This is a genomic window from Desulfobacterales bacterium (genome assembly GCA_034520365.1).
In the GTDB taxonomy this organism is placed as follows: domain Bacteria; phylum Desulfobacterota; class Desulfobacteria; order Desulfobacterales; family Desulfosalsimonadaceae; genus M55B175.
Map to the genome: position 1 here is coordinate 170,103 of JAXHNP010000003.1, position 22,534 is coordinate 192,636.

The following is a 22,534-nucleotide window of genomic DNA, read 5'->3' on the forward strand; positions in this document are numbered from 1 at the left end:
TGGGCTTGTTTCTTTGCTTGCCGGTAATAGGCAAACAATGATAATTTAGATTGAGGGATAAGGTTTTTAAAGATTTGAAACGCCCCACCTGGGCAGGATTTTCTCAGACAGGATTTTTTTTTGATGGGCACTTCACAGCAACCTGAGACCTTTGATGTGGTTATCGTTGGCGGCGGACCGGCCGGCCTGTTTGCCGCCTATTACCTGTCCATCCATTCAGACTCAAGCGTTCTGCTTCTGGAAAAGGGCAAACCGCCCCGAAACCGGAAATGCCCCATGGAAAAATCCGGCGAATGCCTGAAATGCGAGCCGTGCCAGATCCTCTCCGGTATCGGCGGCGCCGGGCTGTTTTCGGACGGAAAACTCAATTTTATCGCCAAACTCGGCAAAACCGATCTGACCCAGTTTCTCCCGGTCAGCCAGGCGGATGAACTGATCCGGGAAACGGAGACGATTTTTAACATCTTTGGCATGGACGGGCCGGTTTTTCCATCAAACATGGACGCCGCCCGGGTTATCCGGCGGGATGCCAAAAAACTCGGGATGGATCTCTTGATTATCAAGCAGAAGCACCTGGGCAGCGACTGTCTGCCGGGCTATATCAGCCGAATGATGGCGGAACTGGAAAACCGGGTGACGATACATACCGCAGAGGCGGTAACAGAGATCGGGATTTTAGCGGACGGGAAAAAACAGGTCAGCACGGACAAAAATGAATATATTGCAGACAATGTAATTCTTGCCCCCGGCCGGGTGGGGGCGGAATGGATGGGAGAGACGGCCCGGAAATTCAGCCTGGGCATGAGCCAGCGCGGTATCGAGGTGGGGGTCCGCGTGGAGGTGCACGGGGACATCACCCGGGACCTCTGCAGCATTATCTATGATCCGGTCTTTTTTGTTCAGACCGGCAAATACGACGATCAAACCCGGACCTTCTGCACCAATCAGGGCGGCTATGTGACCCAGGAATTCTACCGGGACTTTGTGTGCGTAAACGGCCATGCCTATTCGGATAAAAAGTCGGAAAACGCCAATTTTGCCTTTCTCTCCAAGGTGGTGCTGACCGATCCGGTAACAGACAACCAATCCTATGGGGAATCCATCGGCCGCCTGGCCACCCTGATCGGCGGCGGCAAACCCCTGCTTCAGCGGTTCGGGGATCTAAAACGCGGCCGCCGGAGCACCTGGCCGCGGATTCGGAAAAGCTACATCGAGCCGACCCTTAAAAATGTGGTTTGCGGTGATATCGCCATGGCCCTGCCGGAGCGGCTCCTCACCAATGTCATAGAAGGGTTGGAGAAGCTTAACCAGGTGGTGCCCGGGGTGTCAAATGACGAGACCCTGCTCTATGCGCCGGAAATCAAGTTCTTTGCCACCCAGATTGAAACCTCCAGGGAACTTGAAACCCGCATTCCCGGACTTTTTGTGGCCGGCGACGGCCCGGGGGTCGCCGGAAACATCGTATCTGCGGCCGCCACAGGGCTTATTCCGGCCAAAGCGATCACCCGGCGGATGTCAGATAACCCAGAATCCCGTTGATGGAATTCCGGGTAAAGTGACGCTCGCGGTCATAAATGGCCGGCGGCAGTTCATGGATTTGATGATAAATGGGATCCCGCGCCGTCAGGTCCTCGATAATGGCCTCCATATCCGGATTTTGCGCGTGCCCGCGGATAATATCGATCCATAATTGGAGCTGATCCCGGGCCAGGCACAAAATTTGCATGCCGTCCGGGTGGTTCCCGTAATGGGCGAACCGGAGGGTGCGGTGAATGTGCGGCGTAATTTCATCCATGGATCTAAAAAAGGCATCCGCGACAAACCGGGGCGGGGTGGCCGGCCGCAGATAAATCCGGCCGCCCAGATCCTGGAAAATCCCGAACAGCTCGCCGCAGAAAAGCTCGTCGTCAAACACGAAACAAAGATGGTGCGGGGCATGGCCGGGGGTGTCAACGGCCCGGATGCCGCCGGCGAAATCAATCTGGTAATCCGACGAAACCCGATCCTCGGGCACCGGCTTGATCTCGCCGTAAACTTCCGCCACATGGCCCAGGGTTTTAAGTGAGCCTTCCCACAGACGGGCCGGATCGATCAGGTGCGGCACCGCCTTTTCATGGCAGACGATCGTTGCCTCCGGAAACCGCTCTGCCATATGCCCGATGCTTCCCGCATGATCCATATGGATGTGGGTTAAAAGGATCAGATCCAGTTTGTTTACGCCCCGCGCCGCCAGAGCCTCGCACAGACGGTCAACGGTGCAGGTCGGACCGGGATCGACCAGAAAGGCGCCCGCCCCGCCCTGATAGACCCAGGCGGAAATAAACCGGGTATAGCCCAGGGACGGTATGTCGAGATCAATTAAATTAAGCATAAGCCGCCATGGCCTCCTTGGCCGCCTCCTTGACCAGATCCGAGTAATCACCCGCCAGCACGGCTTCTATCTTCGGCCGGGCTTCCGGATGGGCGGTTTCGCCAAAAAGATAAAGGATATCCGCCTTAACCGGTTCATCAAGCTCTTCAAACTCCTCCCACAGGGCGTTTACCACCTCAGCGATCAAATCCTGCCGGTGTTCACCCAGATATTCCACCGTGGCCATGGCCCCCAGCCGTACCGGCCACTCCGTATGGGTAAGGAGGCTGTATATGCCGGGAAACACCTTGCCCCAGTCCGCCATCATTTTGGCCAGATCCGAGGCTTTGCCGTCATAGAGGATCTGCTTGAGCGTCTCGCTGCTAAGCTGGGCCGGATCCCGGTTGACCAGAATATCGATGAGTTCCGGCAGCTCCACATTGCCGGCCCAGCGGAACTGATCATCCAGAAACACCGTGGGCACGGAACTGACTTTATCTGCAGCCGCTTTTTCCGGGAACATGGTCCCGTCAATTATCACCAAATGGATCATTTCCTGATGCATGGCCAGGGAAGCCAGCGATTGGACGGTCTGGGGACAGAAGTGACATTCCGGGCTGATATAGACTTTTAAGATCGCCGGCATGCTGATTTTTTCCAGAACATCCGTGTCCGCGAGATGCCGGGCCTGGGCTTCTTTGGTAAGGCCGGAAAGAATTTCAAGAAACGGCTTTAGTTCATGGCCCTGCGGCACGGCCTGATAGGTAATATTCGGCTGTATCCGGATTTCGGGCAGTGAATCATCCGCCTCATATTCGGTCCCGATCCGGACCGCCGGGGCCAGGGTTTCCATCCGGTCCGCAAACTCCCGAAAATCCTCGCTCCGGTTGTCCTGGCTTAAAAATATCCGTATGGAGCGGGGATTTTCCGTTTGCCGGGCCCATTCCGAAATGACTGTCTCATCGTTTGCCATTAATTATATTCCTTGTTTTATTCCAAAATATTACGCCCCTGTCATTCCGAGGAGCGTAAGCGACGAGGAATCTTAAGGTTTCTCGCTGCCGCTGTTCCCGGTAGCTGTAACGAATTTCCGGACAAATGACAACATGAATGTTTCGCAGCCACCCGGTTAACAAGCTATTTTATAGTTTTACATCGCCGGCATAAATGTTATTATATAAAAATTTAGCAAGGATTTATCTATAAGGAATCTAAAAAGTGACTGCCCAGTTTGAAGGACCGGAAAAAAAACTCGAAATCATCCTGTCCCGGCCTATCGCGGGGCTGCGCAGCAATGCGGACGGCCGATGGGATCGGATCGTCAGGGCGAGCGGCTCCTGGATTATCAGCACCGCCGCCACACCGGTGATGGATGCCTATCTGCTGTCCGAATCCAGCCTGTTCGTCTGGGAAGACCGGATTCTTTTGATCACCTGCGGCCAGACCAGCCTGATTGACACCATCCCGGAAATTTTACAGATGGTGGACAAATCGGATATGGCCTTTGTCTTCTATGAGCGCAAGAACCTGATGTATCCGGAATCCCAGCTCTCGGATTTTGAAATCGAGGCCGCCTGGATTTCCAAGTTTTTTCCCGGTAAAAGCTATCGGCTGGGACCGGCCAATGATGATCACGTGCATATATTTTACTCATCCCATGCATCGATCACCACAGATGAGGATATTACCCTGGAACTTTTGATGCATGATCTTAATCCGGATGCCATGCGGGTTTATACACCGGAAAACGGACAGACCGCTGATGGGGTTGTCAGGCAGACCGGAATGGACACCCTTTATCCGGACATGAGCATTGACGCCTATCTGTTTGACCCCTTCGGCTATTCTTTAAACGCGATTGCCGGCAACTCATACTTTACGATACATGTCACGCCACAGTCCACGGGCTCTTACGCAAGCTTTGAGGCCAACCGGGTGGAGGGCGACTATATGGAGCTGGTCAAGCGGGTGCTGGACATCTTTCAGCCCGCTAAATTCAGCTTTGTACTGACCAGTTCGGTAACGGACCAGCATCTGTCCGCAGCCGCCCCGCTGCCCGACCGCATCAACGGGTTCCGCCCGACAGAGAAGAGCATATATGAACTGGACTGCGGGTATCAGGTCAGATATTCAAACTTCATCCGTTCACAGGAACAGGTATAATGGACACACTTGATTTATGGGTCAGGGAGACCCATCAGGACGCGGTGGCACTTAGTTTTAAGGTGGAGGAAACGCTTTTTTCCGGCAAAAGCCCCTTTCAGCAGGTCGATATTGTCAAAACCAAAGACCACGGGGCCATGCTTCTAAATGACGGCATCATCATGGTCTCGGAGCGGGATGAGTACGTTTATCACGAAATGATCGCCCATGTCCCGCTGTTTGTCCATCCAGACCCCGCCCGCGTGCTGGTCATCGGCGGCGGTGACGGCGGAACGGTCCGCGAGGCGGTCAAGCACGATGCGGTCTCCCGGGTGGTCATGGTGGAAATTGATGAGATGGTGGTTAATGCCTGCCGGCAGCACATGCCGTCGATCAGCCATGCCCTGGATGACCCGCGGGTGGAGCTCATCATCGGCGACGGGGTAAAATTCGTGGCATCCACGGATGAAACATTCGATGTGGTGCTGATCGATTCCACCGACCCCATCGGCCCGGCCGCGCCCCTGTTTGACCGCCAGTTCTATCAGAATGTGGCCGCGCTGCTGTCAGATAACGGCATCATGATCTCACAGGCGGAATCACCGTTTTACGATTTTAATATCCAGTCTTCCATGCTGGCCAATCAGCGGCCGTTTTTCAACCGGCTGCACATGTACACCTTTACCAACCTGACCTATCCCGGCGGTCTCTGGAGCTTTGGATTCGGGTCCAAAACCCTTTGCCCGCTGGCGGATTTCGATCCGGCCCGAACCGGGAACACCGCCATCCAAACGCAATACTATACGCCGGAAATTCATATTGCCGCATTCATGCTGCCCCGATTTGTGCAGCAGCATCTATCCGGGCGGCTGGATCCGCTGCCCCCGATTCAAGCGGCCGCTATTTAAAAACCCCAAATTTAAGGAGGCCACCGCCTGACGGTGAGATAATTTTATGAGCATTAACACGGTGCGTACCATCGACAACCTAGTGCCGGTTAGGCACATACTGGTCAGCGTATCAGACAAAAACGGCCTGGACACCCTGATCCCCGAACTTCTCCGGCTCTGTCCGGAAGTAAAAATCCTGTCAACCGGCGGCACTTACAAAAAAATCGCGGCCCTGCTGGATGATTCCGCTGCCGGCACCCTGATTCCGGTGTCCGAGTATACCGGCCAGCCCGAAACCCAGGGCGGTCTGGTAAAGACCCTGGATTTTAAAATCTATCTGGGCCTTTTGACTGAAACTTACAATGATGCGCATCAGGGCGATCTGGCCCGAACGGGCGCCGTGCCTGTTGACATGGTGATCGTCAACCTCTATCCCTTTCAGCAGACCGTCGCCCAGCCGGATGTCACGGTGGAATCCGCCCGGGGCAACATTGATATCGGCGGTCCCTGCATGATCCGGGCAACTGCCAAAAATTTTATCCGGGCGGCGCCGGTGGTGGACCCGGCGGACTACCCCATGATTCTGGATGAACTCCGGAGCACCCGGGGCCAGACGACTCTTGAGACCCGCGCCATGCTGGCCAAAAAGGCGTTTTCCCATACGGCCGAGTATGACCACGCGATCACCGAATACCTGCGAAGCTGCTCCATTGATGAAATCAGGCAGGCGTATCCGGATATTCGATGATAATAGAGGCACTAAGGCACTAATATTTGGCAGCCTTGCGACAAACACCCAATGGAAGGCTAAAGCCTTCCGCTACATAGTTTCCGGCAATAAACAAAATCTGTATAATAATTGTTGGGGCCATCGAAATCGAAATCGGGATCGCTATCGGAATCGACGCATCATGACGCTAGGACACGAGAGACTTGACGTTTACCGTCTATCGATCAGCTACGTGGCCTGGGTATACGAAAAGGCCAAGGGGTTGAACGGCGTCCATCGTCCCGCACGGGACCAATGGCTTCGCGCGAGCCAGTCGATCCCGCTGAACATCGCCGAGGGCGACGGCAAGACCGCCGACGCGGACAGGCGGCGCTATTTTGAGATTGCGAGGGGCTCCGCGCTAGAATGCGCCGCCATTCAGGATGTTCTGGTTGTCGGCAAGGCGCTGGACAAGACCGAGAGCCGGAGCCGCAAAGACGAACTCGACCGCATGGCGGCGATGCTCAGCCGACTGGGCGGAAGAGGATACCAGGTTCGGGAGGATCATACATTCTATGGCCAGGAGGCTACAGGCGATTTCGATCCCGATAGCGATAGCGATTTCGATTTGGACGGAGAAGGAAAGTAGTCCCAACCAAGCGTTCCAGGCGACGCTTGACAGCGCGCCTGAACGCATAGGTTCTAACGGTGAACGGTGAACTGTGAACTGTGAAGTATGAACGATAAACAGGAGTGAATAGATATGACTAACGATATCAAACAGATGTATAAAACCATCATGGATGATCATTTTCCGCCCCGGATGGAGATCAGTTTTGTGGACGACAATAACCGGCAGACCCTTTATTACGAAAAGGTGGACTGGGTAATCGAAAACGTCCGGAAAGGGCTGCGCTACGGGGAAAACCCGGGCCAGGAGGCCGCCCTGTACCGGCTGATAAACGGCAATCTGGTTCTGGGCGAAACCCGGAGCATTGCCCCGGGAAAGCATCTGGTATCTGATGCCGAGCTTCTGCAGTCCGGCAAGCATCCGGGAAAGACCAACCTCACGGATGCGGATAATGCCTTAAACATCCTGCGGTATCTCACGGACAAGCCCGCGGTGATTATCGTCAAGCACAACAACCCCTGCGGCGCGGCCACATCCGGGAATCTGGCGGATGCCTATCACAAGGCCTACATGGCCGACCGGGTGGCGGCATTTGGCGGCTGTATCGCCGTTAACCGGGCTCTGGATACGGAAACCGCCGCAGCCATCGCCGATCAGTATGCCGAAGTAGTGGTGGCCCCGGAATTCGAGGACGGCGTAATCGACATCCTCGCCCGGCGCAAAAACCTGCGGGTGATCCAGATTCAAAACATCGAACAGCTCCAATCCTTTGCCGCCCAGCGGGTGGTGGAGTTTAAAAGCCTGATTGACGGGGGGCTCATTACCCAGTGGTCCTTTGTCCCGAATGCCCGCTCCAAAGCTGACATGCAGCTGGCCCAATGCGAATACAAGGGCACGCATTACAAAATTTCGCGGGAACCCACGGAACAGGAATATGCGGATATTCTTTTCGGCTGGCTGCTTGAGTCCGGGGTGACTTCCAATTCCGTGATTTATGTAAAAAACGGGGTCTCGGTCGGCATCGGCACCGGCGAGCAGGACCGGGTGGGGGTAGCGGAAATCGCCCGCGACAAGGCCTACCGGAAACTGGCGGACCGCTATTGCTTTGAGACCCACGGGCTTGCCTACAACAACCTGTCAGATCCGGATAAAAAGGCGGAGATTGACGCCCGCGTAAAAGACGAAAACGGCGGATTGATCGGGGCGACCATGATCAGCGATGCCTTTTTCCCCTTCCGGGACGGGGTGGATGTGGGCCTGCGGGAAGGGATAACCGCCGTTGCCCAGCCGGGCGGCTCCTTAAATGATTACCAGTCCATCGAGGCCTGTAACGAGGCCGATGCCACCATGGTCTTTACCGGACAGCGAAGCTTTAAACACTGATGGCCTGGCAGAAAGCTAAAAAATTATTTATTCCTTTTTACCTGCTCCTTATCCTGCTGCCGTCCGCCTGCAACCAAAACGACATCGTGGGCACCAAGCAGTGGATGTTCCAGACCGGCGGCGCGATCCGGTCGTCCCCGGCGGTCGGCACGGACGGCAGCATCTATGTGGGCTCAGACGACAAACATCTGTATGCACTAAATCCCGACGGCACACTGAAATGGACGTTTCAAACAGGCGGCCAAATCCGCTCCTCGCCGGCTGTCGCCGATGACGGCACCATCTACTTCGGCTCCCGGGATCAGTTGCTTTACGCGGTAACGCCAAGGGGCCAAAAGAAATGGACGTTTCAAACCGGCGGCTTCATCCACTCCACACCCGCGATTGCAGCGGACGGGGCCATCTATTTCGGCTCCACTGACAAAAACCTATACGCCCTGGGCCCGGACGGCGAGAAAAAATGGATGTTTCAAACCCAGAGCGGCATCGTCAGTTCACCGGCCATTGACCGGGATGGCACCATCTATATCGGTTCCATGGGCGGCAGCCTTTATGCCATTGAACCGGACGGGCGCCAAAAATGGGCGCTGCAGACCCGGGGGATGCTTATTTCAAAGCCCGCCATCGCCTCAGACGGCACGATCTATGTGGTATCCGAGAATGGCCGGCTTTTTTCCGTCACACCGGACGGCACCCTGAAATGGCAATACCGGCCCAGCGGATTTATTGAGCCCGGCCCTGTTATCGGGCCGGATGGGACCATTTATGCCGGCGCCGCAGACGGCAAGCTGTTTGCCCTGAGCCCGTCAGGTAAAGAAAAATGGCTCTTTCCGACAGACGGCATCATGGCCTCTTCGCCGGCAATCGCTGAAAACGGGACCATCTATATCGCCTCTGTCCAAAGAATATACGCCCTGGGCCCGAATGGCCAGGAAAAATGGCGGTCCGAAACCATTGGCCCGATCCGCTACTCATCCCCTGCGCTAACCCCGGCCGGCACCATTCTCATCGGCACCATGGAGGGCCGGGTTTATTCGATAAACGGGGCTTCACGCGGACTTGCCGGATCCCAGTGGCCCATGTATGGATGCGATCTCCGGCATACATCAAGGCATTAGGCGCCATTTCCTTTCCAAAGGGGCGCCATCCCCATGAACGCGTCCCCCACGGTAAATTTGTTCTATCTATTTTTCAGGCGGGCACGGTGGCCCGCCCTACGCGACAATGCCGACATTTTGTAGGGTCGGCCACCGTGCCGACCTCACATGCGAGAAACCCCATGGTTATGGGGTTGTTCGCCAGAACAAATTCACCGTGGCGCGTCCCCAAAATCACATTGACAACCCCGGCCGAATCAAGTACCTCAATCACTTATCTGTAACCTCAATTTAGGTGTAAATTCAGGACAGGTATATACATCTGTTTGACAAAAAACCATCCGGCCCTAAAATAAGACAATCGTTGGGATGAACAACCAAAAGGCCGGCTGTGGAGGCATAATATGGAGGAAAAAACCGCGCAAGCCGCTGAAAAACAAGGCAAAAGGGGCGTTGCCGACCTGTTTCACAAGGATGAACTGAAAAAATTATTCGTTCGATACCTGGTGCTGATCGGGTGTCTGGAAGTGTTGATTTTCTTTATCTGCTTTTTGACTCAGCTGGAGCCTTTTGACATTCCCTTTCCCTGGAAAGAGTACTTCTTTGCCGCCTTTACCATTCCGATTGCCATTACCTTTCTTTTGGGAATCATTATCATCGCCTTTAACACCTATTATTTTAAGGACGGGGGCAATTCCGAAGCCTTTCTCGCCGATGAGAGCATCTCGGGCTATGATGCGCCGTCTGCCAGAAACAAATTTTTTAAGCTTTCCTGGCAATTCCAGTTTCTGGGCCTGCTGCTGGCGCTTGGCGTGGGGGCCATCATCTTTTACAAACTGGGGGATATTTTCCGGATGATCGGGTATGCGGGCGAGCGGGCAGTGAATATCTTTCTGATTATTTTAGGTATTCTGCTGGTTGGGGCGATTCTGCTGGGCTCGGTCTTTCTGGTGCTGAACTACTTGCTGCGCAAGAAGCGCATGGAGTATGCGTTTGAGTTCAAGCGGGAAATGATCAGCCAGACCGGCATGCTCCTCCTTGATGACAACACCATTGTCAACAGCGAGGGCAAGGTGATACATACCGCGCATCCGGAAAACCGGGAAGCCCTCAAGGAACTTGACACGGAAAAATTCTCCCTGCTCCCCCCGGCCGCCGAAGGTCTGAAAAATACCGACGCCAAAAGCTGATTTAAAGCTCGCGCACTTTAATCATGTTTGTGGTGCCGGACTGCCATAGGGGGTGACCGGCGGTAATCACCAGCAAATCCCCTTCTTTTACGTGGCCGATATCCCGGGCAGTCTCAACGGCGGTCTCCAGCATGGCATCCACGTCCTCGGCCCGGGCTACCTCACTGGACAAACATCCCCAGTACAGGCACAACCTGCGGACAGTATGCGCATCCGGGGATAAGGCGATAATATGGCTTTTCGGCCGGAACCGGGAAAGCTGGGCTGCGGTAAAGCCCGACTGCGTGGAGGCAATAATGGCGCCCGCATTCAGGTGATCCGCCAGAATGCAGGCGGCATGGGCCACGGATTCAGATACCTTGATGTCCGTGATCATGGAGAATGATTTTTCATAAACATATGAAGACTCGGCATTTTCCGCAATCCGCGTCATATACTCCACGGATTTTACCGGATAATTGCCGATAGCGGTTTCCTCGGACAGCATCAGGGCATCGGTGCCGTCCAATACGGCATTGGCCACATCCGCGGCCTCGGCCCGGGTCGGCCGCGGGGCATCCACCATGGAGCGCAGCATCTGCGTCGCAATGATTACCGGTTTGCCCGCGGCATTGGCCTTTCGCACCAGCTCCTTCTGGATGGCCGGCACGGTTTCCAGGGGTATTTCCACCCCCAAATCCCCGCGCGCCACCATTATGCCGTCTGCCACGGCAATAATGGCATCGATGTTGTTAACCGCCTCGTGCTTTTCGATTTTTGCCACCACCGGGGTACTTTTGCCCGCCCTGGCAATGATCTGCTTGGCCTCTTCAATATCTTCGGGGGTGCGCACAAAGGACAGGGCCACATAATCCACATCATGGGACAGCCCGAACGCCAGATCCGTTTTATCCTTTTCCGTTAAGGCGGGCACCCGGATACTACCGGAGGGAAGATTGATCCCCTTATGCGATGTCAGCACCCCGCCGATAATCACCCGGCATTCGATATCCGTCTCAGAGGTACCCACCACTTCGAGCTCCATCATGCCGTCGGCCAAAAGAATCTCGTCACCGGGGGTCACATCCCGGGCAAGCCCCGGATAACTCACGGACACCCGGTTTTCCGAACCTGTGATCGGCTTGCTGGTCAGCGTAAGGGTGTCGCCGGGCTCCAGGCGGATGCCCGGCGGTTCAATTTCTCCGACCCGGATCTTGGGGCCGCAGAGATCCTGGAGACTCGCCACCGGTTTGCCGATCGCCGCGGAGCCTTTGCGAATCCGCTCAATCACCGCTGCATGATCCGCATGGGTCCCATGGGAAAAATTAAGCCGGGCCACGTTCATGCCCTGCCTGATCATGGCTTCCAGCGTATGCTGATGCTGACTGGCCGGCCCGATGGTGCAGACAATCTTTGTTTTTGCCATCACCCTATACCTCACACCTTATACCCTGCACCCTAAACCTTATACCCTGCTCACACCTTATACCTTGCGCTCTATACGCTTTCATCCCAGTATCACCGAAATCTTGTCCTGCCGGGCATTTACATGCTGAATGGTGATCTGGATCAGATCCCCGGGTTTCAACTCCCAGCCGCCGGAGACCGGCATCCGGCACTCCACCAGATAGGCGGTTAACAGAATGGTATACTTGTCCCAGCGTTTGTCCAGGACAATGGCCTCTTCCTTCTGCCCGATCCGGCCCGCCAGATATTTCAGCATCCAGTAACGAAACCGCCGGGTCTGGGTGATGGCCGCATGGGTCATGGGCTGCTGAACCTGCTGGATGATTTGCTCGATCTGCTCGGCACTGTAGCCCTTTTCAAGATCAAAACAGGCCCGGAGCTGGCGCTGGGTGATCAGATCAAAATATTTTCGGATCGGGGAGGTGGCGGTGACATAGGCATCCAGACCCAGGCCGGAGTGGTATTCGGGCGTGGGCAATAAGACCGCCCGGCTTAACATGCGCCGCTGCATCCAGTTCTGAAAAAGCGTGGCATTATCCGGATTCTGGTATAAGCGCCCCCGGGGCTCCGGCTGGGAGCGAAAAACCGCAGGCATTTGCTTATTATATAAAAATTTGGCCATCTGCCAATTGGCCATGATCATCATCTCGGAGACCAAAAGTCTGGACGGGCTGTTCCGGTCAAGCTTTTTAATACTGATTTCGCCGTGCTCAAATACCCGAAGGCTTATATCGGGCAGAGAAATCAACACTGCGCCGTCAGCCAGCCGCTGATCTCTGAAATCCACCGCCAGCTTATGCAGCTGCCGGATGGCCGGATCGGATTCAGCCATCAAATCCGCATCATTGTAACTAAGCTGGCGTTTCACCGAAATATAGGAGGGAAAAATATCCGAATCAGCGATCCCGCCGGTGGGGGTAACGGTGAAAAATATGCTGATCGCCGGCCGGATCTCACCGGCGCGCAAACTGCAAAGATCCTCAGCCAGACGGGGCGGCAGCATGGGAATTTTCATATCCGGCATATAAATGGAAGTTCCCCGGCTGATGATTTCCCGGTCAATCACCCCGTCCACAGGCACATACGCGCAAACATCCGCGATATGCACCCCGATCCGATGGCCGTTGGCAGCGGGCTCGATACTCAAGGCATCATCGAAATCAAGCGTGCCCTGGCCGTCAATGGTCATCAATTCAAGATCGGTCAGGTCCCTGCGGCTGGATTCCTCGATATCCGTATGATCCGTGCGCGGCAAGTGGGAGGCGGTTTCACTCACCGGTCCGGAAAAATCAATGGAGATCTCTAAGCGATCCAGCTCCAGATTCTGGTTCAGGGTCCAGACGCCCAAGCGCACCAGGGCATCGAAAATTTTATCCGAACTCTCCACTCCGGCGCGATTCAGTATGGCTTTGGCCAGGGAATAGGAATTGCTCTCTTTGCCGAACAGGTAATAGGACTTTAATGCCCCGACAATCTGCTGGAATGCTGCCGGGGGATGCGGTGCCTGGCCGGCCACCAGCTGTTTCAGCCACTCCCCCCCGTCTTCAATCAACTGCTCGCGGCGGGCCTTCTCCTGCTCCCGCGCCATATTTCTCTCCACCTCTTCGGCGGCGTGGGGGAAAAACCACTGGTAATTAAACTTGAAATAAATCCGGTTGTTAAAACAGGCCCGGATTAAGGCGGCCTCGTGATCTCCGTTGGAATTTTCCGGAAAGCAAAGGCCGGTCATGGTTTTAAGATCCACCCATTCGCCCATGGGGCTTAAAACTTCCCAGAGTTCGCGCACATCAATATGGCTTCGGATGGCCTCCCGGCGGGCCGAGGTTTCCTTCAGAAACTCGATAATCCGGTCCCGGCCCCGGTTCACGTTGATCCGGGTTTCAGAGGCATGCGAGAGGCGGCTTACTTTCTGATTCACCTCCCCGCCGTTTTCATTCAACAGCCGAACCCGTTCCGACTGGCCGGTTAATACCACGGCGCAGAGAATCCGCTGCTGCTCGATATATTCAACAATAATTCCAGGTTCCATAAACTGCCTGACTATCAGGGGGGTTGCGCAAAGTCAATGAGAGGACTGAAGATGCCGATTATTTTCGCTTGACAATCAGGGTCTTGATCCGGTGGCCTTCCATTTCCTTGACGGTAATAATATGCTTATCGATCACAATCTGTTCTTTTTCCCTCGGGATTCGGCCGATCTGCTCGAGGATATAGCCGGAGAAGGTCTCATAATCCGAGGATTCCGGGATATTCATACCAATCTTGGCATTGACCGTGGCGACATCGGCCGCGCCCAGCACCAGCCACTCCTTGTTCCGGATTTTCACCACCGGCGGCTTGACAATGTCGGTTTCATCCACAATATCGCCCACAATGGCTTCAAGCACATCCTCCAGGGTGACAATGCCCGAGACCTCGCCGTATTCATCCACCACAATGGCGGCATGGTCCTTTCGCTTTTTGAACTGATTCAGCAATTGATCCAGTTTCTTGTTCTCAGGTACAAAATAAGGCTCCCGCATGATACGTGCAATCTCCAGATGATCCGGGTGCATGGTATGCTCCCGGAACAGGTCCTTGATATTGACAATGCCGGCCACATGATCGATATCGCCCACAATCACGGGAATCCGGGTATATCCGGACTTGAGGATGCGGTCGATCTCCAGCTCCCCGGCCTTATCCAGGACAAACATATCCGCGCTCGGGGTCATGATCTCTGAGACGCTGATATCATCGAGCTTTACAACGTTGTTGATAAGCTCTTTTTCATCCGGGTTGATCTGGCCCTCGTCATGCACGAATTCCACAAAGGTCATCAATTCTTCCTCGGTCACATGCGGCGCGCTTGAGACCATCCCGGCGACTTTGGGGATAAAATTTAAAAACAGGATCAGGGGATAGAACAGAAAAGACAACCAGTAAAGCGGCAGAATAACAACCTTTGCCACCATGACATTGTTTCTGGTGGCCACGGTCTTGGGGAATATCTCGCCGAATACCAGGATCAGAAACGTCATAATCCCGGTGGCCACGCCCACGGCATTGCCAAAGGCCTGATCCGGGGCAATGGTTGCCATAAAATTGATGGTAATGGCGGTGGCCAGCGAGGAGGCGGCAATATTGACCAGGTTGTTGCCGATCAGAATAGTGGTCAAAAGCGTATGGGGCCGGTCCTTCATATAAAGGATTAAATCGTTCATCCGGCCGCCCTCCTTGGCCAGGTGCTTGGCTTTGGCCGTGCTGATGGAGAAAAGCGCGGTTTCGGAAGAGGAAAAAAAACCGGACAGCACAAGCAGCACCCCCAGAAAAACAAACTGCGTGGTCATTCCCAAACACTCCTGTCTCCCCTGCCAGCATCGATTTCAGCAGGGGCGTAAAATATCAGATGATTGTCTATTTTGAAAAAATTCATTCAGGTGTCCGCCGCTTAGGCTTCAGGCCCCTCCGGTTCGGCCTTGGGCGGCGTCGGTGCGGTGTAATAGCCGCTTTTAAGATAAATGTCTCGCTGGGGGATCGGGATATGAATACCCAGCTCGGCAAACTCCTTATTGATCTCAAACCGAAGGTCTGTCTCAACAGATAGAAAATAGTTGATATGGACCCATACCCGCAACTTAAAAATCAGCGCGTTTTCACCAAAATCCGAAAACAGCACCTCAGGCTGGGGCCGGCGATAGATCTGGGGGTGTTTCAGGGCGATAGTGTTCAGCGTGTCGCTTACCAGCCGGGCATCCGACCCATAGGCCACCCCCACGGTAATCGTCCGCCTGACCCGGGCGTCCTTGAAACTCCAGTTGGTCAACTGCTGGCTGATCATGTCCGCATTCGGGATGATCAGATCCGCATTGTCGTAGGTTTTGACCTGGGTGGCGCGCACATTGATCTTTGCCACCGTTCCCCAGATGCCATTGACCTCCACCACATCGCCCACCTGGATGGGCCGCTCAAACAAAAGGATAATGCCGCTTAAAAAATTATTGAAGATATTCTGCAGGCCGAAACCGATTCCGATACCCACGGCACCGAACAAGATCGCCAGCGAGGCCGCGCTGATGCCGATCACCCGAAAGACGATCACAACGCCGATCACCCAGCCCACATAGCCGGTGATGGTGGTGATGGAATCCTTAAGCCCCGGCTCAAGCTCCCGATGGGCCAGAACCTGCTCTTTTAAGACCGCCTTCCAGACAGTTATAACGGTATGGGTCAATAAAATGACCAGTACCGCAATCGTCAGATCCAGCAGGCTGATCTGGAAGCCGCCGAGTTTAATCTTATAATTGACCGTATAGAAAAAATCCGCCAGGTAACCGCCCCGGGCGCCCCACGCCATGGGAACGCCCAGTATAAGCAGCACAAACAGGCCGACCTTGCTCAGCCGAATCAGAAACTTGCGGATGGGCATGGGTTTTTCCGCGCCCGGCTCCAGATCCTCTTCCGCTGCTCTGGATTCCCCGTCGGGAGAAACCTCCTTGACCACCATATAAAGCACGCCGATCCAGAATAATGTGGCAGCCGATTTGATGAGCGAGCCATACCAGAAGGTGGCCATGGCCCCATAGCCGAAAAGCTCGAAGAAAAGCCCCACCAGCACGATTAGATAGCCAAGCGCCGGCAGCAGGGGTTTGATATAGTGGAACCACGGGTATTCGTAAAGCTGAGAGTCTTTTGAATAGAACCGGAATCGGTGCCAGAAGAAAAGACTCCATACCAGCAGGGCCAGTTCAAACACAATCCGGATTAACAACAGCAGTACGCAGTTCATGCACAAGCCGGCCGCCAACAGGTAATAGGCCACCCCGAAACCCAGAATCCCATAGAGGAGAATCCTCAGATAAAAGCATAGAAACCGTAAAAACGGGGATTCTGTATCCGACCAGAGCACTTTCAGGAAATTGATCCCCCATCGGATAAACAGCAGCAATACCAGTAAACCCGCTAAAATGCGCAAAAACCCGAATAAGGGGGTAAACTCATAGGCCGGCTTGACCGGAAAAAACCAGATAAACAGGATGGCGCCCAAAAGAAATAATGACCGGCGGATCAGGCGGATAGTCAGATACTGCCAGAACCTGCCGGCCTCCTGCAGGCTGTCCCGCAATCGGGTAAAAAACCGGCGGCAGAACCACAGGATAAGCTCAAGGGCGGCCAGGAGAAAAAAATAGGTCAGCACAAACAGGGTATAAGCCTTCTTATCCCCGACCCGAAGATCCAGCCAGTAGTCAAAAGAAACAAACTCTTTAAGCTTTCCCCTGATCTGGTCAACTTCAAAGCGAATCTGCTCCATCCCGAGCTGGGCAATGGGATTGACGCTTCGCTGTAACAGGCGCTGCTGCTGGCGTTTAGCTATCCGCTTTTCAAACTCCTCGGCCACTGTTTGATACTCTGATCTGATCTGCCGGGTTCGCTCCAGCAGGCCGTCATAGATCAATTCAATATCATTTAGGATTTCTATTTGTGCGGACACTGCCTCTGTCAGCTCGGCTATTTGCTGCCGGATTCTGTCCAGAAGCTCAGAGCGCTTTTCCTCCTTCTGGATTTCGGCTTTTTGATTTTCATAAGAGGCCAATTTATCCCGGGTTTTGGAAAGGATTGCCCGGATTTGGGCCAGCCGGTCCTCAATCTCGCCCACCCGCTCCGTGAGACGACTCAGTGTCACCTGATGCTGATTGTTCGCCTCCCAAAAGTCATACGATTCAATTGTGGGCAAAGCCAGGATGTTGCGATGGGCGCTTAACTGAATACGGTAGGCATCCAGCTGCTCGCGGCAGAGCTGTTCAAACTCCTTGGCCCCGGAGAGCCGATTCAAGTACTGATTGAGCTGCTTTTTTTCGGCTTCCAGGCTCTCACTGATGGACTTATCCAGCAGCTGATACGGATCAGCCGCTCCGGAGGGCACTTCCCCCGCGGGATGGCTCTCCTGGGCGCCGGCCGCCGGAAGCATGGCCATCTGGATGAGAAAAAACAGACATAGAAGCCGAATCAGCCCCTTAAGATGCACCGATCTTTGATCTACTCCGCGCCGGGCGCCGCTGTATGCCGCCATATTTTTCGGATCACCGCTCAATTTTGTTGAATACCGGAATGGTTATCTTTATACTCTGCCACTTATTTTTTGGGAGGCCCTGCAGATCTAACATGAAATCAACCTGTTTTACCATAATCGAATTGCATTTTAACCGCAAGGCGATTATCGTTTAGCGGAACAGTTTTTTGACCGGATACCAAAACTTCATAACATCAGGCAGCATGGGATCATTCAGCCTCTTAAAACCCTATTTCTATGAGCGCCGCCGGCTCATTTTCACGGGCATCATCTGCCTGATGATAGTGGATGTGCTGCAGCTGTTTATCCCCCGGGTCATTAAATGGGCGGTGGATGATTTAGCCGCCCTTTCCATCGATTATAGCCAACTATCCGTATATGCCGGAGAAATAATAATCATTGCGGTGTTTATGGCAATCCTTCGGTTCGTCTGGCGGCGCTTTTTAATCGGCACCTCCCGCGTGGTGGAGGAAGGCCTGAGAAACCGGCTGTTTGCCCATATCCAGACGCTTTCGGCCAGCTATTTCGACCAGGCCAAAACCGGGGACCTGATGGCGCACGCCACCAATGATATCAACAACATCCGCATGGCCGTGGGCATGGGCATGGTGGCATTTACCGATGCGGTCTTTTTGGGGCTTGCGGCCATCGGATTCATGGCCTACATCAATATCAAGCTCACCCTGTTCGCCCTGATCCCTATGCCGATCATCATCTTTTTAACCCGCAAATTCGGTCAGAAAATGCACCGCCGGTATACCACGGTCCAGCAGAGTTTTTCAGATGTCACCGAAGTGGTGCGGGAAAGCTTTGCCGGCATCCGCATTGTCAAAGCCTACAACCTGGAAGAACCGGAATACCAGCGCCTTGACCGAAGTTCCCGCAACTACATCCGTGAGAATCTCAAGCTGGTCAGAATTACCGGCAGTTTTTTCCCCATGATGCTGCTTTTCACCAATATCAGCCTGACCATCGTCATCTTTCTGGGCGGCCGGCAGACCATTACCCAGGTGATCACCCCCGGGGATTTCGTGGCGTTTATCAACTACCTGAACCTGCTCATATGGCCCATGATGGCCATGGGCTGGGTGACCAATCTCATCCAGCGGGGGGCGGCCTCCCTGGACCGGATCAATAAAATCCTCGAGACCCGGCCGGCCGTCGTTGACGCCCCGGATGCCGAAGGGCTGAGCGATTTTCAGGGGGATATCGAATTTGAGCGGGTTTCGTTTGCCTATCATTCGGAAGCCTCCCCTGTCATCGATGATTTGTCCCTGCATGTGCCAAAGGGCCGGGTGATGGGCATTATCGGCCCCCAGGGCGGCGGCAAAACCACCCTTTTGAAACTCATCCCCCGGCTCTATGACGTGCAAACCGGCCGGATCACCATTGACGGAAAAGATATCCGCAATATCAAACTCGGGGAGCTGCGCCGGCACATCGGCTTTGTCTCCCAGGAGCCCTTCCTGTTCTCCGGAACGATCCGGGAAAACGTGGCCTTTGGCAAGGCGGCCGATGATGACCAAATCCTTGAAGCCGTCCGCGCGGCGGCCCTGGATGAAACCATTGCCGAGATGCCCAACGGACTGGATACCATTGTCGGGGAAAAGGGGGTGATCCTCTCCGGCGGACAGAAACAGCGCATCGTCCTGGCCCGGGCCCTGATCCATGAAACCCCCGTTCTGCTGCTCGATGATCCCATCGGCCAGGTGGACACGGAAACCGCGGCCAGAATCATCCATACCCTGCGTTCTTTTGCCGGAGACCGTACCATCATCATCGCAAGCCACCGGATACCGGCGGTGCAGTTTGCCGAGCAGATCATCGTCCTTGACCAGGGCCGAATCATTGAATCCGGCACCCATGCCCAGTTGATCGAAAAGGGCGGCTATTACGCCAATACCTATCAGATCCAAAGCCTGGAGGCGGCCGAATAGCCATGCCGAAATCCGCGAATCCATCCTTTGATGAAAAAGATCCGGGTAAATCCCGGGATATTCGGCTGTTCCGACGGCTTTATCCGTATATCCGGCCCTATCGGCGCCTGCTCTTTATCACCCTGGCGCTTATGATCCTGATCACCGCATTTGAACTGGCCATTCCCTATGTGACCAAAATCGCCATAGACAACTATATTGTGCCCGACTACCGCCAGGAAGATCCGGCATCCCGGCAGGAGGTCAGCTATCTGCGGGTGGATCTCTCCGACCCCCGGGTTGAAGAAATTGTGGCCGCGTATCCGGAAAAATTTCAGGTCAACAAAGACATCGCCGCCATCAAATACCAGGACCTCTCCGAGCTGCCCTCCGATACCATTGCCCGGCTGAGAAAGCCGGATTTGACCGGCGTGGGGTATGCGGCCGCCGCCCTGCTCGTAATTATCTTTCTGAATTTCATTGTCAATTTCATCCAGGTTCTGGTGATGGAATATACGGGTCAGCAGGTCATGCATGATCTGCGGATGGCCCTTTTTGCCCATATCCAGGGCCTTACCGTCCGTTTTTTTACCCACAATCCCGTGGGCCGGCTGGTGACCCGCGTTACAAACGACATCCAGAACATGCATGAAATGTTTACCTCGGTGCTGATTTTTGTCATGAAGGATATTTTCCTGATCGCCGGCATCACCATTATGCTGTTTGCCATCGACTGGCAGCTCTCCCTGGTGGTGTATGCCATATTCCCGTTTGTCTTCTACGCGGCCGCCAAATTCGCCGGCACGGCCCGGCAGGCCTTCCGTACCCTGCGCATCAAGATCGCGGAAATAAACTCCCATTTTTCGGAAACCATCGGGGGGATGGCGGTGATCCAGCTATTTCGGCATGAGGGGGCGAATTTTGAATCATTCAAGCGCCTGAACCATGAATACTACAGTGCCGGGATGCAGCAGATAACCATTTTTGCCGTATTCATGCCCTTTATCGAACTGATGAGCTCGGTGGTTCTGGCCGTGGTCATCTTTTATGGCGGAGGCAGCATGATAGCCGACCGGATCACTTTAGGCACCCTGGTGGTGTTTATCTCGTATCTGCGCATGTTCTTCCGGCCCATCCGGGATATTGCGGAAAAATACAACATCACCCTGAATGCCCTGTCCTCTGCGGAACGGATATTTCTGATTTTGGGGGAAACCGACCGGCTGCCCGAACCCGCCCCCGGAAGCGGGAAGCCCATGCCGGATCAAATCACCGAGATCACCCTGGAGCAGGTCAGCTTCTCCTACATATCGGGCGAACCGGTTTTAACGGATATATCGCTCAATATCCAGGCCGGTGAAACCATTGCCGTGGTCGGGCCCACCGGGGCTGGAAAAACATCCCTGATCAACCTGATCACCCGGTTCTATGATCCGGATCAAGGAAGCATCCGCATCAACGGCACAGATATCCGCCAGTTCCGTATCGCGGACGTGCGCTCAAAAATCGCCCTGGTCCAGCAGGATCCGTTTCTGTTCTCCGCCACTCTCCGGGAAAACATTTTTCCGGATCAGCCGGATGTAAGTGAAGCAGAAATCGAGCCGATTCTTGACAACGCCAACTGCCGGCGCTTTATCCGCCGCCTGCCCGACGGCATCGACACCCGGCTCTCCGAAGGCGGCACATCACTTTCCAGCGGTCAGCGGCAGCTTATTTCCATTGCCCGGGCGCTTGCCCAGAATCCGGAGCTCATCATTTTTGATGAGGCCACCTCCTATATTGACTCGGAAACCGAGCAGGAGATCCAGACCGCCCTTTTAAACCTCATGGAAAACCGTACCGCCATTATCATCGCCCATCGGCTGAGCACCGCCCGGATTGCCGACCGGATCGCGGTGGTCAACCACGGCCGGATCATCGAAGTGGGATCACATGACGCCTTAATCCGCCAAAACGGCTTCTATCACCGGCTCTATCATCTTCAGGGGTAAACGCCCACGGCTAATTTGTTCTGTATCCAAATCGAAATCGCTATCGGGATCGGGATCGAAACAAAAATATGACCCTTGGACGCGAAAAACTGGACGTCTATCGCCTTTGGCACGTGAAAAACCGGACGTCTATCGCCTTTCAATAGGCTACGTTGCATGGGTTTACGAGAAGGCCGACAGCCTGAACGGAGTCCATCGGCCCGCCCGGGATCAATGGCTTCGGGCCAGCCAGTCGATACCGCTCAATATCGCCGAAGGTAATGGCAAGACCGCGGAAGCCGACCGAAGGCGTTATTTCGAAATCGCTCGTGGCTCCGCGCTTGAGTGCGCGGCGATTCAAGATGTGCTGGTTGTCGGCAAGGCGCTGGACAAGATGGAAAGCCGGAACCGCAAGGATGAACTCGACCGTATGGCCGCGATGCTCAGCCGTCTCGGCGGAAGAGGATACCAAGTTCGAGAGGATCAGGAAGTCTACAGCATCGATTTCGATCCCGATAGCGATTTCGATCCCGATTTCGATCCCGATTTCGATCCCGATAGCGAAAAAAACGAATCCCAACCTTAGGCGTTAACAGGACCGGGGGTATGGATTTTGCGGTTAGAACAAATTAGCCGTGGGGTAAACGCCAATTCTGCTTGTCAAAGCCGGATTGACATGCTAAAGGATAAAATTTAATATCAATGATCCATACCATAGCGTACCAATATAATATGTTAACCCCAAATTAAAAGGAGAGCAG

The 22,534-nt window shown here is 54.4% G+C and carries 17 protein-coding genes; 11 read left to right on the forward strand and 6 right to left on the reverse strand.

Features of this window, described 5'->3' with window-relative positions:
* Positions 1 to 123 precede the first annotated feature (123 nt).
* Positions 124 to 1,539 (forward strand): FAD-dependent oxidoreductase, encoded by a 1,416-nt coding sequence (locus tag U5L07_04015; protein MDZ7830897.1) that lies wholly within the window; start codon positions 124 to 126, stop codon positions 1,537 to 1,539.
* On the opposite strand, the gene U5L07_04020 is transcribed toward U5L07_04015, so the two are convergent.
* Both U5L07_04020 and U5L07_04025 read right to left on the reverse strand, forming a co-directional pair.
* Positions 1,502 to 2,371, reverse strand: coding sequence for an MBL fold metallo-hydrolase (locus tag U5L07_04020; protein MDZ7830898.1), 870 nt, complete (start codon positions 2,369 to 2,371; stop codon positions 1,502 to 1,504). The genes U5L07_04015 and U5L07_04020 overlap by 38 nt on opposite strands.
* Complete coding sequence (locus tag U5L07_04025; GenBank protein MDZ7830899.1) at positions 2,364 to 3,323, reverse strand: thioredoxin family protein; 960 nt, start codon at positions 3,321 to 3,323, stop codon at positions 2,364 to 2,366. The genes U5L07_04020 and U5L07_04025 overlap by 8 nt, the downstream gene beginning before the upstream one ends.
* Positions 3,324 to 3,568: 245 nt before the next feature.
* On the opposite strand from U5L07_04025, the gene U5L07_04030 reads away from it, so the two are divergent.
* The 7 genes from U5L07_04030 to U5L07_04060 all read left to right on the forward strand — a co-directional run bounded on the left by U5L07_04030 (position 3,569) and on the right by U5L07_04060 (position 10,392).
* Positions 3,569 to 4,513: a hypothetical protein gene (locus U5L07_04030; GenBank protein MDZ7830900.1), complete on the forward strand. Its 945-nt coding sequence runs from the start codon at positions 3,569 to 3,571 to the stop codon at positions 4,511 to 4,513.
* Entirely contained in the window at positions 4,513 to 5,400 is an 888-nt protein-coding gene (speE, locus tag U5L07_04035) for a polyamine aminopropyltransferase (protein ID MDZ7830901.1), read from the forward strand. Before U5L07_04030 ends, speE begins: the two co-directional genes overlap by 1 nt.
* Positions 5,401 to 5,446: 46 nt before the next feature.
* On the forward strand, positions 5,447 to 6,130 hold the full coding sequence (locus tag U5L07_04040) for a hypothetical protein (GenBank protein ID MDZ7830902.1): 684 nt from the start codon (positions 5,447 to 5,449) through the stop codon (positions 6,128 to 6,130).
* 163 nt (positions 6,131 to 6,293) lie between these two features.
* Positions 6,294 to 6,740, forward strand: a complete 447-nt coding sequence (locus U5L07_04045; protein ID MDZ7830903.1) for a four helix bundle protein — start codon at positions 6,294 to 6,296, stop codon at positions 6,738 to 6,740.
* 114 nt (positions 6,741 to 6,854) lie between these two features.
* Positions 6,855 to 8,105, forward strand: coding sequence for an IMP cyclohydrolase (locus U5L07_04050; protein ID MDZ7830904.1), 1,251 nt, complete (start codon positions 6,855 to 6,857; stop codon positions 8,103 to 8,105).
* On the forward strand, positions 8,105 to 9,223 hold the full coding sequence (locus U5L07_04055) for a PQQ-binding-like beta-propeller repeat protein (GenBank protein MDZ7830905.1): 1,119 nt from the start codon (positions 8,105 to 8,107) through the stop codon (positions 9,221 to 9,223). Before U5L07_04050 ends, U5L07_04055 begins: the two co-directional genes overlap by 1 nt.
* Before the next feature lie 383 nt (positions 9,224 to 9,606).
* A complete protein-coding gene (locus U5L07_04060) occupies positions 9,607 to 10,392 on the forward strand; it encodes a hypothetical protein (protein MDZ7830906.1) in 786 nt (261 codons plus the stop codon).
* 1 nt (position 10,393) lies between these two features.
* Here U5L07_04060 and pyk read toward each other — a convergent pair whose 3' ends face one another.
* From pyk to U5L07_04080, 4 genes are all read right to left on the reverse strand, one after another.
* Positions 10,394 to 11,797, reverse strand: a complete 1,404-nt coding sequence (gene pyk / locus U5L07_04065) for a pyruvate kinase (GenBank protein MDZ7830907.1) — start codon at positions 11,795 to 11,797, stop codon at positions 10,394 to 10,396.
* Positions 11,798 to 11,878: 81 nt separating this feature from the next.
* Positions 11,879 to 13,867, reverse strand: a complete 1,989-nt coding sequence (locus tag U5L07_04070; protein MDZ7830908.1) for a ribonuclease catalytic domain-containing protein — start codon at positions 13,865 to 13,867, stop codon at positions 11,879 to 11,881.
* A gap of 58 nt (positions 13,868 to 13,925) precedes the next feature.
* Positions 13,926 to 15,167, reverse strand: a complete 1,242-nt coding sequence (locus U5L07_04075; GenBank protein MDZ7830909.1) for a hemolysin family protein — start codon at positions 15,165 to 15,167, stop codon at positions 13,926 to 13,928.
* Between the two features lie 101 nt (positions 15,168 to 15,268).
* Entirely contained in the window at positions 15,269 to 17,887 is a 2,619-nt protein-coding gene (locus tag U5L07_04080; protein MDZ7830910.1) for a mechanosensitive ion channel, read from the reverse strand.
* Between the two features lie 203 nt (positions 17,888 to 18,090).
* Here U5L07_04080 and U5L07_04085 point away from each other — a divergent pair, with 203 nt between their 5' ends.
* From U5L07_04085 to U5L07_04095, 3 genes are all read left to right on the forward strand, one after another.
* The gene (locus tag U5L07_04085; GenBank protein MDZ7830911.1) at positions 18,091 to 19,824 is read left to right on the forward strand and encodes an ABC transporter ATP-binding protein; all 1,734 of its coding nucleotides are present in this window, start codon (positions 18,091 to 18,093) and stop codon (positions 19,822 to 19,824) included.
* Positions 19,825 to 19,826: 2 nt separating this feature from the next.
* Positions 19,827 to 21,794, forward strand: coding sequence for an ABC transporter ATP-binding protein (locus U5L07_04090; GenBank protein ID MDZ7830912.1), 1,968 nt, complete (start codon positions 19,827 to 19,829; stop codon positions 21,792 to 21,794).
* A gap of 106 nt (positions 21,795 to 21,900) precedes the next feature.
* Complete coding sequence (locus tag U5L07_04095; GenBank protein MDZ7830913.1) at positions 21,901 to 22,359, forward strand: four helix bundle protein; 459 nt, start codon at positions 21,901 to 21,903, stop codon at positions 22,357 to 22,359.
* Positions 22,360 to 22,534: the final 175 nt, after the last annotated feature.

Excerpts from the sequence above, each read along its gene's own strand:
- U5L07_04020 (MDZ7830898.1), bottom strand. The coding sequence starts at position 2,371 with ATGCTTAATTTAATTGATCTCGACATACCGTCCCTGGGCTATACCCGG.
- U5L07_04050 (MDZ7830904.1), top strand. The coding sequence starts at position 6,855 with ATGACTAACGATATCAAACAGATGTATAAAACCATCATGGATGATCAT.
- U5L07_04075 (MDZ7830909.1), bottom strand. The coding sequence starts at position 15,167 with ATGACCACGCAGTTTGTTTTTCTGGGGGTGCTGCTTGTGCTGTCCGGT.
- U5L07_04015 (MDZ7830897.1), top strand. The coding sequence starts at position 124 with ATGGGCACTTCACAGCAACCTGAGACCTTTGATGTGGTTATCGTTGGC.
- U5L07_04085 (MDZ7830911.1), top strand. The coding sequence starts at position 18,091 with ATGGGATCATTCAGCCTCTTAAAACCCTATTTCTATGAGCGCCGCCGG.
- U5L07_04080 (MDZ7830910.1), bottom strand. The coding sequence starts at position 17,887 with ATGGCGGCATACAGCGGCGCCCGGCGCGGAGTAGATCAAAGATCGGTG.
- pyk (MDZ7830907.1), bottom strand. The coding sequence starts at position 11,797 with ATGGCAAAAACAAAGATTGTCTGCACCATCGGGCCGGCCAGTCAGCAT.
- U5L07_04055 (MDZ7830905.1), top strand. The coding sequence starts at position 8,105 with ATGGCCTGGCAGAAAGCTAAAAAATTATTTATTCCTTTTTACCTGCTC.
- U5L07_04045 (MDZ7830903.1), top strand. The coding sequence starts at position 6,294 with ATGACGCTAGGACACGAGAGACTTGACGTTTACCGTCTATCGATCAGC.
- U5L07_04060 (MDZ7830906.1), top strand. The coding sequence starts at position 9,607 with ATGGAGGAAAAAACCGCGCAAGCCGCTGAAAAACAAGGCAAAAGGGGC.
- U5L07_04070 (MDZ7830908.1), bottom strand. The coding sequence starts at position 13,867 with ATGGAACCTGGAATTATTGTTGAATATATCGAGCAGCAGCGGATTCTC.
- U5L07_04090 (MDZ7830912.1), top strand. The coding sequence starts at position 19,827 with ATGCCGAAATCCGCGAATCCATCCTTTGATGAAAAAGATCCGGGTAAA.
- U5L07_04025 (MDZ7830899.1), bottom strand. The coding sequence starts at position 3,323 with ATGGCAAACGATGAGACAGTCATTTCGGAATGGGCCCGGCAAACGGAA.
- U5L07_04040 (MDZ7830902.1), top strand. The coding sequence starts at position 5,447 with ATGAGCATTAACACGGTGCGTACCATCGACAACCTAGTGCCGGTTAGG.
- speE (MDZ7830901.1), top strand. The coding sequence starts at position 4,513 with ATGGACACACTTGATTTATGGGTCAGGGAGACCCATCAGGACGCGGTG.